Origin of the sequence: Bacillus sp. es.036, from assembly GCF_002563635.1 — a bacterium.
In the GTDB taxonomy this organism is placed as follows: domain Bacteria; phylum Bacillota; class Bacilli; order Bacillales; family Guptibacillaceae; genus Guptibacillus.
Window position 1 is genome coordinate 1,968,341 of sequence record NZ_PDIZ01000001.1, and the last position, 12,450, is coordinate 1,980,790.

At 38.9% G+C, this 12,450-nt stretch carries 13 protein-coding genes; 3 read left to right on the top strand and 10 right to left on the bottom strand.

Features of this window, described 5'->3' with window-relative positions; genetic code table 11:
* The 6 genes from ATG70_RS10075 to ATG70_RS10100 form a co-directional block, all read right to left on the bottom strand.
* The gene (locus ATG70_RS10075) at positions 1 to 1,014 is read right to left on the bottom strand and encodes an ABC transporter permease (RefSeq protein WP_098444177.1); all 1,014 of its coding nucleotides are present in this window, start codon (positions 1,012 to 1,014) and stop codon (positions 1 to 3) included.
* Positions 1,011 to 1,733, bottom strand: a complete 723-nt coding sequence (locus ATG70_RS10080) for an ABC transporter ATP-binding protein (protein ID WP_098444178.1) — start codon at positions 1,731 to 1,733, stop codon at positions 1,011 to 1,013. The genes ATG70_RS10075 and ATG70_RS10080 overlap by 4 nt, the downstream gene beginning before the upstream one ends.
* A gap of 130 nt (positions 1,734 to 1,863) precedes the next feature.
* The gene (efp, locus tag ATG70_RS10085) at positions 1,864 to 2,421 is read right to left on the bottom strand and encodes an elongation factor P (protein WP_098444179.1); all 558 of its coding nucleotides are present in this window, start codon (positions 2,419 to 2,421) and stop codon (positions 1,864 to 1,866) included.
* 19 nt (positions 2,422 to 2,440) lie between these two features.
* A complete protein-coding gene (locus ATG70_RS10090; protein WP_098444180.1) occupies positions 2,441 to 3,508 on the bottom strand; it encodes a M24 family metallopeptidase in 1,068 nt (355 codons plus the stop codon).
* Positions 3,509 to 3,528: 20 nt separating this feature from the next.
* Entirely contained in the window at positions 3,529 to 3,948 is a 420-nt protein-coding gene (gene aroQ / locus ATG70_RS10095) for a type II 3-dehydroquinate dehydratase (protein WP_098444181.1), read from the bottom strand.
* 93 nt (positions 3,949 to 4,041) lie between these two features.
* Positions 4,042 to 4,572, bottom strand: a complete 531-nt coding sequence (locus ATG70_RS10100) for a YqhR family membrane protein (RefSeq protein WP_098444182.1) — start codon at positions 4,570 to 4,572, stop codon at positions 4,042 to 4,044.
* A 223-nt stretch (positions 4,573 to 4,795) separates the two neighbouring features.
* Here ATG70_RS10100 and ATG70_RS10105 point away from each other — a divergent pair, with 223 nt between their 5' ends.
* Both ATG70_RS10105 and ATG70_RS10110 read left to right on the top strand, forming a co-directional pair.
* On the top strand, positions 4,796 to 5,743 hold the full coding sequence (locus ATG70_RS10105) for a DUF1385 domain-containing protein (protein WP_098444183.1): 948 nt from the start codon (positions 4,796 to 4,798) through the stop codon (positions 5,741 to 5,743).
* Positions 5,718 to 6,155, top strand: a complete 438-nt coding sequence (locus ATG70_RS10110) for an SA1362 family protein (RefSeq protein WP_142329570.1) — start codon at positions 5,718 to 5,720, stop codon at positions 6,153 to 6,155. The genes ATG70_RS10105 and ATG70_RS10110 overlap by 26 nt, the downstream gene beginning before the upstream one ends.
* An 87-nt stretch (positions 6,156 to 6,242) precedes the next feature.
* On the opposite strand, the gene ATG70_RS10115 is transcribed toward ATG70_RS10110, so the two are convergent.
* From ATG70_RS10115 to ATG70_RS10130, 4 genes are all read right to left on the bottom strand, one after another.
* Positions 6,243 to 7,157, bottom strand: a complete 915-nt coding sequence (locus tag ATG70_RS10115) for a patatin-like phospholipase family protein (RefSeq protein WP_098444185.1) — start codon at positions 7,155 to 7,157, stop codon at positions 6,243 to 6,245.
* Positions 7,158 to 7,275: 118 nt separating this feature from the next.
* Entirely contained in the window at positions 7,276 to 7,722 is a 447-nt protein-coding gene (gene mntR / locus ATG70_RS10120; RefSeq protein WP_098444186.1) for a transcriptional regulator MntR, read from the bottom strand.
* 181 nt (positions 7,723 to 7,903) lie between these two features.
* Positions 7,904 to 10,468: a vitamin B12-dependent ribonucleotide reductase gene (locus ATG70_RS10125; RefSeq protein ID WP_098444187.1), complete on the bottom strand. Its 2,565-nt coding sequence runs from the start codon at positions 10,466 to 10,468 to the stop codon at positions 7,904 to 7,906.
* 414 nt (positions 10,469 to 10,882) lie between these two features.
* Positions 10,883 to 11,713 carry a lipoate--protein ligase family protein gene (locus tag ATG70_RS10130; protein ID WP_373560760.1) on the bottom strand — a complete coding sequence of 277 codons (831 nt, stop codon included), beginning with the start codon at positions 11,711 to 11,713 and terminating at the stop codon, positions 10,883 to 10,885.
* Positions 11,714 to 12,040: 327 nt separating this feature from the next.
* Between ATG70_RS10130 and ATG70_RS10135 the strand changes: the two genes are divergently transcribed.
* The gene (locus tag ATG70_RS10135; protein WP_098444188.1) at positions 12,041 to 12,412 is read left to right on the top strand and encodes a rhodanese-like domain-containing protein; all 372 of its coding nucleotides are present in this window, start codon (positions 12,041 to 12,043) and stop codon (positions 12,410 to 12,412) included.
* Positions 12,413 to 12,450 lie beyond the last annotated feature (38 nt).

Genomic DNA, 12,450 nt, shown 5'->3' on the forward strand with positions numbered 1-12,450 from the left:
CTAAATTCGTCGATGTTTTTTTAGTGCGTATATGTTTAAAATCATAAAAACGATTGAAAATCCAAGTAAAACAAGTAAATCAATCCATATATCTGTTAAGCCTTGTCCTTTAATCATAACACTTCTCAGGGCATCAGCTCCATAATACAAAGGAGTTAACGGACCAATCCAACTAAGATAGTTTGAGATCGTATCAAGATTAAACAGCCCAGAGAAAAAGATTTGGGGAACGACCACAAGAGGAATGAACTGAATCATTTGCAATTCATTTTTTGCGAATGAGGAGAGTAAAGTTCCCAACGTTAGTGCACTTAACGCTAGCATAAGTGTAATCAACAAGACATAAAGAAAAGCTCCTTCCATCATGAGATCAATCACATAAATACTATATAATGCTATTATGGCCGATTGAAGCATTGTAAATAATCCAAAACCGATTACATAACCTGTTACAAGTTCCCACCGTTTTATTGGGGTAGCCAAAACTCGTTCAAGCGTCCCTTGTGTCCTCTCTCTTAAGAAAGAGACTCCAGCAATCAAAAACACAAAGAAGAATATAAAGAAGCCTACTAAAACAGGTCCAAAGTGATCAAATGAACTCATATTGTTCGAACCAAACAAATAGGACACTTCCAAATCCATTTTTTGATTTTTCCCCATTGAACTACTTTGAACCATATTTATGACTGCTCGATTAATAGAAGGATCGCTTCCTTCAAGATATAGCTTTTTCGCACCGTTCCCAAAATCAATCACAGCATCATAATCTTTTTTTAAAGTAGATTCAATAGCTTCATCTGAAGCAATGGGTTTTACACTAGCGTGTTTTTCCATTTGTTCAACGATCGATTCAGGGGTGTTTCGTACGCCTAATTTCAATTCCAGATCTTCTCCGTTAAAGACAAGAGATAGCATGGTTAAAATGATAATAGGTGCCACAATCATTAAAGCCATCGTTCGTTTATCACTTATAAACTGCCTCAATATCCTTATTACAACTGCAAATATCCTCATTCCACCCCACCTCCAAACGAAAGAAACGCTTCCTCGATTGTTACTGAGTCAGTTTGTTTTTTTAATTCGTCCGGTGTACCGACTGCAATCAATTGACCATTTCGGATCATACCAAGCCTTGAACATCTTTCAGCTTCATCCATTACATGAGTTGTTACCAATATGAGGACTCCATTGCTTCTTAGTTTTTCAAATGTCCACCAAATTTTTTGTCTAAGTGAGGGGTCAATTCCAACAGTTGGCTCATCTAACAATAAAATATCAGGATTGTGCAACAAAGCAATGGCGAGGGATAAGCGTCGCTTCATTCCACCCGAAAAATCTTCTACTTTCTTTTGAAGTTCATTTTCTAAATTAACGAGCTTCATTACCTCTATAATCCGTTCTTTTTGATCACGTCGATGGACACCGCTTAGAGTTGCAAAAAACTTCAGATTTTCATAAGCTGTTAATTCACCATACAAAGCATCCGCCTGCGCCATATAACCAACTTTCTTCATCATACCAAGATTGGGCATTTTCGTATCGAGCACCTTCACCTCACCTTCAGAAGCCTCTTCAATACCACATAAGAGTTTCACTAAGGTAGTCTTACCAGAGCCGGATGGTCCTAAGAGACCGAATATCTCACCGCGTTTTAGTGAAAGATTAACATGATCTAAAATGGTAGTTTTGCCGTAGTTCTTCGTAACATTTGCTTCAATTGCATCTTTGGGCATGTGACCCCTCCTAAAATGAGTGATTACTCACTATATTTTATCACGAAATCATTCAATGTAAAGTGAGTAATCACTCATTTTTAAAAAACAAAAAAACCGCTCATACAGAGCGGTTTTAAAAATCATTTCACTATCCCCTTGATACATATTCACCTTTAGAAGTATCAATAATGAGAATGTCTCCCTGGTTCACAAAGAACGGTACTTGAACCGTTAAACCAGTTTCAACAGTTGCAGGCTTTGTTCCTCCTGAAGCTGTATCACCTTTAATACCAGGCTCAGTTTCAGTAACAACGAGTTCAACAGTATTTGGTAATTCCACACCAATTGTTTCTTCACCGTAAGTACGAATGGAAATTTCCATGTTTTCTTTTAGGAATTTGAGTTCATAATTAATTTGCTCTGTAGGAAGTTCCACTTGTTCATAAGATGTTGTATCCATAAATGTGTGCATATCTCCACTTGCATAAAGGTACTGCATTTTACGGTTTTCAATATGAGCTTTAGAAACCTTTTCGCCAGCACGGAATGTTTTTTCTTGAATACCGCCAGTACGAAGGTTACGTAGCTTTGTTCTTACGAAAGCTGCACCTTTACCAGGCTTCACGTGTTGAAATTCCATTACTGTCCAGATCCCATTATCCACTTCAATCGTAAGACCAGTTTTTAAATCGTTAACAGAAATCATAAGTAGTCCCTCACTTTCATTATTCGCCGAGAATCAGCAATTCCTTAGTTGAATGAGACAGCGTCTCATTGCCAGTCTCGGTAATGACTGTATCATCTTCTATTCGTACTCCGCCCTTACCAGATAAGTAAATGCCTGGTTCAACGGTAACGACCATACCCGGTTGTAACACCGTATCAGATTTAGCTGAAAGCCCAGGGCCTTCATGTACTTCAAGACCAACACCATGACCAAGTGAATGCCCGAAGTATTCTCCGTAACCTTTTGCAGCAATTAAATCCCGGGATATAGCATCTGCTTCTTTTCCACTCATTCCAGGCTTAATTTGTTCCATCGCCTTAAGCTGAGCTTCAAGGACCGTGTGATAAACACCTTTAAGTTCTTCGCCAGGATCTCCAACAGCCACAGTACGTGTAATATCAGAACAATATCCTTTATAATAGGCGCCAAAATCTAGTGTAATTAGTTCGTTTTTGCCAATAACTTTATCACTTGCAACACCGTGTGGAAGGCTTGAGCGAATACCCGACGCAACTATAATATCAAATGAAGACGAGGTTGCGCCATTTTTTCTCATAAAAAACTCAAGCTCATTGGATACATCAAGCTCGGTTAAACCCGTACGGATATAGCTTGTGATATGTTGAAAAGCAGCATCTGCTATTTCAGTAGCTTCTTTCAAAACGTTTAATTCACTAGCATCTTTGATCATACGTTGTTTCTCAAGAAGTCCATTTATAGGAACAAAACTTGCTTCTACTTTGGATTCATATGTCTTAAAAATCTGATATGTAACTTGTGTTTCTTCAAACCCTAACTTTTTAACGCCTAGTGCATTTGCTATTTTTGCCACTTCATCTACAATTGGGCCTTTGTGTTGTACAATTTCAAAACCCTTCGCCTGTTCTTTTGCCTGGTCAATATAGCGGAAATCAGTTACAAACTTGGCTTCATTCTCAGTAATTAGAACAACGCCTGAACTTCCCGTAAACTGAGAGATATACCTGCGATTGCTTGTTGATGTAATTAACATCGCATCAATATCATACTCTTTAAATGACTGACGTAGATTCTCAATACGTTCCAAAACTTCGTCCTCCTTTAGAATTATAAAAATGATCGCAACGCTAGTTCATAACCCACTAATCCAAATCCTACAATTTGCCCTGTAGTGACAGGGGAAATGACAGACGTGTGTCGAAAAGGCTCTCGCTTATGTACATTTGAAATATGTACCTCTACCACTGAAACAGGAACACTAGCAATTGCATCACGGATTGCATAACTATAATGAGTGAAGGCGCCTGGATTTAGTATAATACCCGAAGCATTCTCTGCTTCATGAATCCAATCAATTAGATCTCCTTCGTGATTCGATTGACGAAAAATTACAGTTGCCTCATTTTCACGAGCTAATTGAGATAATCGCTGTTCCACATTTTCAAGCGTTTCGTTCCCATAAATGTCGGGTTCACGTTTACCCAGTCGATTTAAATTAGGTCCGTTTAGCACATAGAATGTTTTCATGCCAGTCTCCTTAATCATGACGATTCGGCAGTTCTCTCTAACTCAGATGTTGCATAAAAAAAGAGAATGTTCCATGAACATTCTACCATAGCTTCATTTGTTTGAATAGGAAGTGCCCTTTTGCTGGTTCTCATGATACTCAAAGGAGATCGAATAGCCAATGAATACTCCATAAAGTAAATAGAGGCAGATTGTTGTAATAACTGTATTGCGATCTAGTTTTGTAATTGTTGGCAAGTCAATAAACATTGGATTAAGCAAGTAGAATACAATGATCCATAGTACAACCCCATAAGCAAGCCCTGCCAGCATATTATTGATTTTCACAAGCGTTATTTTATATAAAAATGCAACGAGAATGGAAATGAGTCCAATTGAAAGGATACCTATCCATTGACCTAGCTGTTCATTCTTCCACTCTCCAAGTGCCCACGGTGAAAGAATTAACGAAGGCGGTATTTTCGTGAACTTAAACAAATAAGTCAAGTACCCAATAAGCCCCCAAAACAGCCCCCCCGCTATTCCGATGGTAACAATTTTTGATGTGAAAGAAAGAGGTTGTTCTTGCTTATTCTGTTCAAGCTGCTCGTTTTCTTTTGAGTCCTGCTGCTTTTCTTTTTCCATTACATTCACCTCATACCTAGCATTTCCTACTGTACACGAAATTATTTATTAGAAAATATGTGTATTGAAGAGATTAAAATCGCTAACGTTGGGGAAAATGATTATTAACATCTCCTATCTAGAGGTTTTTGCCTATTTCTTGTAGAATGGTATTAAGTACATTTAATTAAGAGTATAATCGTTTCAAAACATTCTACTTCATACTATAGGTTGGTGAGAGATATTGTCAGATACTAACAAGCCTGCATATGGCGGGCAAGCGGTTGTGGAAGGCGTCATGTTTCAGGGGAAACATACATCTGTAACCGCTATTCGGCGAAAGGATGGATCGATTGATTATCTAGAAGTTCCCAAACAGCCGAAACCAATACGAACAAAACTTAAGAAAATCCCCTTCATACGCGGAGTTGTCGCAATCATTGATGCTAGTGGAAATGGGACGAAGCATTTAAATTTCTCTAGCGAGCGTTACGATGTTGATCCTTCTGAAGATGAGGAAGTCCTTGGAAAAGATGAGCCTTCTAAACTAACTCTTTTATTAGGTGCTGCTGCTATAGGCGTTATTTCTTTCGCTTTTGTGAAAACGATTTTCACCTTATTACCAGCATTAGCTGCAGCTTCACTGGAGTTTATATTTCCAGGTCACGTGGTTCAGAATTTAATAGAAGGTTTCATTAAACTGATTCTACTGCTAGGCTATATTTATTTCATTTCACTCACACCTATCGTTAAAAGAGTGTTTCAGTATCATGGTGCAGAGCACAAAGTAATTAATGCTTATGAAGCTGGATTACCCATTACAATCGATAATGTGCAGAAACAATCACGACTGCATTACCGATGCGGAAGTAGCTTTATTCTTTTCACAGTCGTCATTGGAGTATTTATTTATCTATTAGTTCCCACTGACCCTTTATGGGTCAGGTTAGTATATCGTGTGGCATTAATACCAGTTGTCCTTGGTGTCTCTTTTGAAGTTCTTCAGCTAACGAACAAAGTGAGAGATATCCCAGTTTTGAAGGGGCTTGGCTATCCAGGATTATGGGTACAGCTCCTAACGACGAAAAATCCTGATGACAAGCAAGTAGATGTAGCAATTCACTCATTTAAAGAACTACTTTCTCGAGATAAATTACGAGAGGAAGATGATTCAAGCACAAAAGTTGTGTAAAGATGAACAGGAGGTGAATCATTTGTCGCGCCGTGTTGTTCAACCTCTGATTTATTTATTAATAGGTCTTGCAGCTATTGGTTTTTTATGGAAAATACTCACAGATCCAAGCGGACTTTTCAAGCAGCTTCTTATCACTGCAGCAATTGCCGTCGTGATCATCTTTATTGCCAAAAAATTGATGGCAAAAAAAATGGGGCAACAATCAACTGCCTATCAAAGAGCTGCAAAACAATCTTCAAAATTAAAAAAGAAAAAAGCTACACCTAGAAGAAATGCCACTCACCTGCGGGTCATCCCATCTAAACGACTTACGCCTAAGAAGCGTTCATTACAAGAAGACAAGAAAGAAAATCCTTTTACGGTCATTGAAGGACGTAAAGGCAAGAAGAAAAACAGAGCTCTTTTTTAAAATTGTGGCTTTAAAGTGAAGCACCGTGCTTTTAGCAAGAGTTTTCATTTGAATTTAAGTCTTTAAATAAGAAAGGATGGCTGATATTCAGCCATCCTTTCTTTGTATTTCGGGCATTTTCCGCCACGTATTGAGGAATTGAGAAGTTCGCTCCTTACCTAACATGATTAATTTCTTCTGCCCATGTCTCTCTAATTTAAATGCAGTGGTAATATCCTGATTGATCGGAATGAATACGATATTTTGAGCTTTTTGATCATCAATGTATCGTGCATCATGAGCTCGTTTCATTGTTTCAAAGAGAGCCTGATACATGTCAACGGCATTTGATATTTTATTTTCAGGAATTTGATTAAAGTTTGCACTCAGTTGAAACCCCAGCACAGGGCGAAGCGGTTTTTTATGATCAGGCGTTTGAAAAACCCACAGTGGAAAATTACTCAATATCCCCCCATCTACCATGTAATGTTTTTTTCCATTAATGGAATAAAGAGGCTGAGGCTTAAAAAAGAATGGCAAACTTGCACTCATACGCACTGCTTTAGCAACTGAAAATTGCTCTGGCACGAATCCATAATGGGCAAGGTCATCAGGTAATACAACAAGCCTTCCTTTCGTAATATCTGATACGATAATCTTAAGGGAACCTTCAGGCAGATCTCCAAATGTTGAAATTCCCTTCTTTTTCAATAATCCCCCCACCCAAAGTTCTAGGTCCTTTCCAGAATAAAGACCAAGATTCCAATATAACATCAACCAGCGAAGAAGCGGGAACGTAAAACCTGAATTTTTCTCTAATAATGAAGTCAAATCTGTATCAAGCAATGTGTTTTCTAACTCATGCCCCTTATACCCTGCAATGATCAGTGCAGCAATAAGAGCACCAGCACTCGTTCCAGCTGTTCTCTTAAATGAAAGCCCTTTTTTCTCCACAGCTTGAAGTGCTCCCACAAGTGCAATTCCTTTTACTCCCCCACCTGAAAACACTCCGTCAATATACACATCTCTACCTCCTTCCAACCTTATTAAAGCCTAAGCTTATAAGCTAAGATTTAGTACAGAAAAAAAGATATTGTTTCATATCCAAAAAGCCTTTATTGATAAAAAAAGAACAATCCGATTACACCTCGGATTGTTCCTCGTGAGCTTCTTCATTTTTCCGCTGGACTTCCCTAAGTTCATCCACTCGTCCATTCGTTTCTTCAAAATATTGGACTAGATCTCCAATTCGATCAATAGCATCCCAACTTAAATGATGCTCGATCCCTTCAACGTCTTCGTATATGTTCTCTTCATTAACCCCGATAACACCTAGAAATTGTTCAAGCAAAGCATGGCGATCAACGAGTCGCTTGCCTAGCTTTTTCCCTTTGGGAGTAAGCATGAAGCCGCGATACTTTTCGTAAACGACATATTTACCTTTATCTAATTTTTGAATCATTTTTGTTACCGAGGAGGGATGTACCTCTAGTGCTTCCGCAATGTCTGATACGCGAGCATACCCTTTTCCGTCTATTAGTGCATAAATACGTTCAATATAATCTTCCATACTTGGAGTAGTGGCCATTGGATTCCCTCCATCTTTTATTCCATTTAAGCCAGTTAATAAAAGCATACACCATAGTATGGGCGGATACAAGGAAAGGTTCCATATGCTTTTATTAAGAGGCAAACCTTAGTGAACCAGCTAAAGGAGATCACAAAAAGATGAAGGATAAACGTTTCCGCTTATCCTTCGCTCCCAGATCCTAAAGTCCGCACTTCAGTTGTGCACTACAATTATCACATGTATTACATCCACCGATTTCTTTTACTTGTCCTTTCCGACAGACTGGACACGTATTACCTACTTCAGACCCGATTGTTACATCAGTTGAACGAAGGTCAGTGATTGTATCAACAAGAACAACTTGTTTCTTTTCTTGCATCCCATCCTCAAATTCAAGCTGCTCAAATGAATTATCCTCAGCTTTAAGGGTTAGAACTTGAGAATCACGGCTTCCATCTACATAAACCGTGCCTCCCTTAGCGCCGCCATTATAAAGACGCTCATAAACAGCTTCTACTTGCTTTACGGAATAACCTTTTGGCGCATTTACCGTTTTAGAGATCGAACTATCTACCCAGCGTTGAATCACACATTGCGTATCAGCATGATCTTCAGGGGCAAGTTCCATTGCGGAAACAAACCATTCTGGCAACTTCTCTGGATCTGCTTCTGGATTTTTTTCGTAGTATTCTGCTAGTATATCTGCTTTCACTTCGATAAATTTACCGAGGCGACCACTGCGGAAATAAGAGAACGAGAAGTATGGCTCAAGACCGGTTGAAACGCCAACCATCGTACCTGTACTACCCGTAGGCGCTACAGTTAGTAGATGTGAGTTACGAATACCATAATCCATAATGCTGTCTCGTAAATCATTCGGCATTTGTTGCATATAGCCAGTGTTAACAAAAGCTTCACGTAACCGATTTGTTTCGTCTGCTGTCTCACCTTCTAGGAACGGGAAACTGCCTTTTTCCTTAGCTAAGTCAACTGAAGCACGATAAGCCGTAGTCGCGATTGTTTCAAATATTTGATCAGTTAACTTATTTCCTTCTTCAGAGCCGTACACTGTTTCGCAATAGATCAATAAATCATGAAGCCCCATTACTCCTAGACCCACGCGGCGCTCACCAAGAGCTTGTTTTTCGTTTTCTCTTAAGAAATATGGCGTTGCATCAATAACGTTATCTTGCATTCTTACGCCTACTTCGACAGTTTCTTTCAATTTTTCGAAATCAACTGTTTTCTTCTCTTTATTTGCCATTTCAGCGAGGTTTACAGCCGCGAGGTTACAAACTGAATAAGGCGCTAACGGTTGCTCTCCACAAGGATTCGTTGCTACCACTTTTTGGCCATAAGATGTAGCGTTTGTTTTTTCATTAGCATTATCAATAAAGAAGATTCCTGGTTCTGCCGAATATGTTGCACAAATATTGATAAGATCCCATAGCTCTTTTGCCTGAACTTTACGATACGTTCTTACAGGGAATCCTTGTTCTTTCCAATCACGAACATCACCAGATTCGTGCCAGTTCTCATTGTAGAAACTCATTTGTTCTTTCGTATAGTTTTCTACATCAGGAAAGCGCAGTTCATACTCAGCATCATTTTCGACTGCATCCATGAAATCCTTCGTGAGACAAACAGAAATATTTGCTCCAGTTAAAAAGTCTGGATTATGAACGGAATACGTACCACCAGTCGCTAATTTTTCCTGTGCGTCTTGCATCACTTTTTCTTCAAAACCACCTGTACCGGGGATACTACGATAATTTAGAATGCTTTGGTACATCGATCTCTCAGCATCAGAAAGAGGCGTGAATTTCAGTTTATCTTCTGCAAGCTTTTTAATCTGCTCGTCTTTTGTGTTTTCCACAAGAAAACGAAGGATGCGTGGGTTTTGCATTTTTGAAATGATGAATTCAATAATATCAGGATGCCAATCTGCAAGCATGATCATCTGTGCACCGCGACGTGATCCGCCCTGCTCTACGAGATGTGTAAGCTTTGCAATATCATCAAGCCATGAAACGGACCCCGATGACTTTCCATTAACTCCTCTTGCAAGAGTGTTCCTCGGACGAAGCGTTGAGCCATTTGTTCCTACCCCGCCTCCGCGACTCATAATTTCCATTACCTGTTTGCGGTGCTCCGAAATGCCTTCTCTTGAATCTTGTGGAAACGGCATAACATAACAATTGAAATAGGTTACTTCCGTATCTGCACCTGCGCCATATAGTACTCGTCCTGCTGGGACAAAGTTCATTGATGAAAGTTCATTATAGAAACGATCTTCCCAATATTTCTTTTCACCATCCGTTTTCTCAACATCTGCCAAGCCCCGAGCGTTCCGTCGTGCAATTTGCTCATAGTAAACTTCAAGAGGCTTCTCAATAACGTCCAATGAACGTACAATTAAGCCAGTTTCTCTCTCTTCTTCAGTATCCAGTACACCGATATAGTCTTCATGCACAGCAACAGTCGCTTTCTTTGAAGCTAGATCCAGTTTTTCAATATATCCAAGACCTCGTGCTGGGAACTTTGGATCTTCCTTAATCGTTAAGACAACAAAATCACCTTTTTGCAACGTCTTTTTTTCAGTATCTTTAAAGGCATAGCGATCCAGCATAACAAGACGACTTACACCTTTGTGGCTAAGGTGCATATCTTCTGTAATAGGATGAACCTGCGCGAACATCTCAATATCTTTATTTAACTGTGCGATGTTAATGGACCTTCTTTTTTCATTGGTTTTTATTGTCATATAAACCCCTCCGTTTCGACATTTATACATATAAGAGCAACTCTAGATGTATGTAACTGTGATAAATCGTCTTGATTAATAGTAGCACATGTCCATCATGCAGACAATCATTTTAAACCATATATAGTGTTCAGAATTCTTTGCCCAATACTACATATAGTAAAACGGCGGATGTTCGTTTAATTTGTCAACTTTCAAATTAAGTGAAAATACGAGATTACACTCGATAAATCCAGGTTGAATTACAAGAACAGAGAAAAAAGAGGAATTTTGTCTATTGCACATTTATCCACATTCTGTCTTTTGATCTTAGCCTATCTTTAAATAAAGAACGCGTTTCGTTAATGCAACAAGAATAACTTTAGAACATTTGTTCCTCTATAGTCAATAGGAAAAAGCACCCATGGCAGGTGCTCATTTACTAAAGTTCCATTCGTTACTTGCATACTTGTCCATTGCCAAATCGTTCACGTAAGCTTCTTGTTCTTTTGATAGCTCAAATAGGACTAACTCAATGTTAAGGCCTTTTTGAAATCCATCATAAAAGGCTTTAATCGCTTCTGAAATTGATACTGGTGTATCGCGAAGTGCATTAATAGCCACCGCTTTGTTTCTGAATCCTCTTTGCATCCGTTCACGAATTCGATCATTTTTAAATTTAAAGCAATCAAACAATTTATCTTCATCAATATCTAGCAAAATAGATCCATGCTGGAGGATGACACCTTTTTGGCGCGTTTGAGCACTCCCAGCCACTTTCCGTCCTTCTACAACAAGTTCATAATACGAGGGAGAATCAAAGCATACACCAGACCTGGGAGCCCTAAGTTCTTCTTTTTCTTTCTCAGTTTCAGGAACAGAGAAGTAAGCATTTAAACCAAGTTGTTGAAAACCAATCAATAGGCCTTCAGAAATAACACGGTATGCTTCCCTTACTGTAGTTGGCATATCAGGATAATCTTCAGATACAATAACGCTGTATGTAACCTCTTTATCATGAAGAACAGCTCTTCCACCTGTAGGTCTTCTCACAAAGCCCAACCCATAGTTCTCTACGGCTTCCATATTTATATCTTTTTCAATACGTTGGAAGTAACCGATTGATAGGGTTGGAGGGTTCCATCCGTAAAATCGAATGACTGGAGGTATGCTCCCTTCACTGTGCCATTTCAACAACGCTTCATCTAGTGCCATGTTATATGCTGGAGAACGTTCTCCCGAATCAATAAATGCCCATTGCTTCATTATCGGTACTCCTTTATCACAGTTAATTTCTAACACCTCTCCTATTCTAGCAGAGGTGAAAATGGATGACCAATGAACACTCTCTTATTTTATAAAAGAAAGATCGATACGTGACGGACGTTATTTCTAACCAAGTTTCTTTTTAAAACAAAAATAAATGACGAACAATCTCAGAACTACCTATCGGAACTAGAAAATAATATTCCGCATTTAATTCAGTAACCTTCAGGTGAATTTTTTATTTATTCTTTTTTTCTTTTGCGGAAAGGGGAAAAGACGTGTAAACTTAAGGTTGTCGATTTTACTTGAAAGGGTGTAACAAAGTATATGGAATGGATTATCGCATTACTCGTCGCGATCATTGTGTATGTTGTCATTACTCGCTACATACAGAAAAGGAATTTGAAAACGTTAACGGAGGAAGAATTCCGAGCGGGCTACCGTAAAGCCCAACTGATTGATGTTCGTGAACCAAACGAATTTGATAACGGCCATATTCTTGGCGCAAGAAATATTCCTGTTAGTCAACTCAAAATGCGTATTAAAGAAATTCGCAAAGACCAGCCAGTCTATATGTATGATTACAACGGAATTATTGTCGCTCGTGCTGCAAGCATCCTTAGAAAGCACGGGATCAAGGACCTTTATCAGTTAAAAGGCGGCTTCAAAAAATGGGGCGGAAAAGTAAAGAAGAAATAAAAAGCAGCTGCGTAGCAGCTGCTTTTTTATTTCCGCAA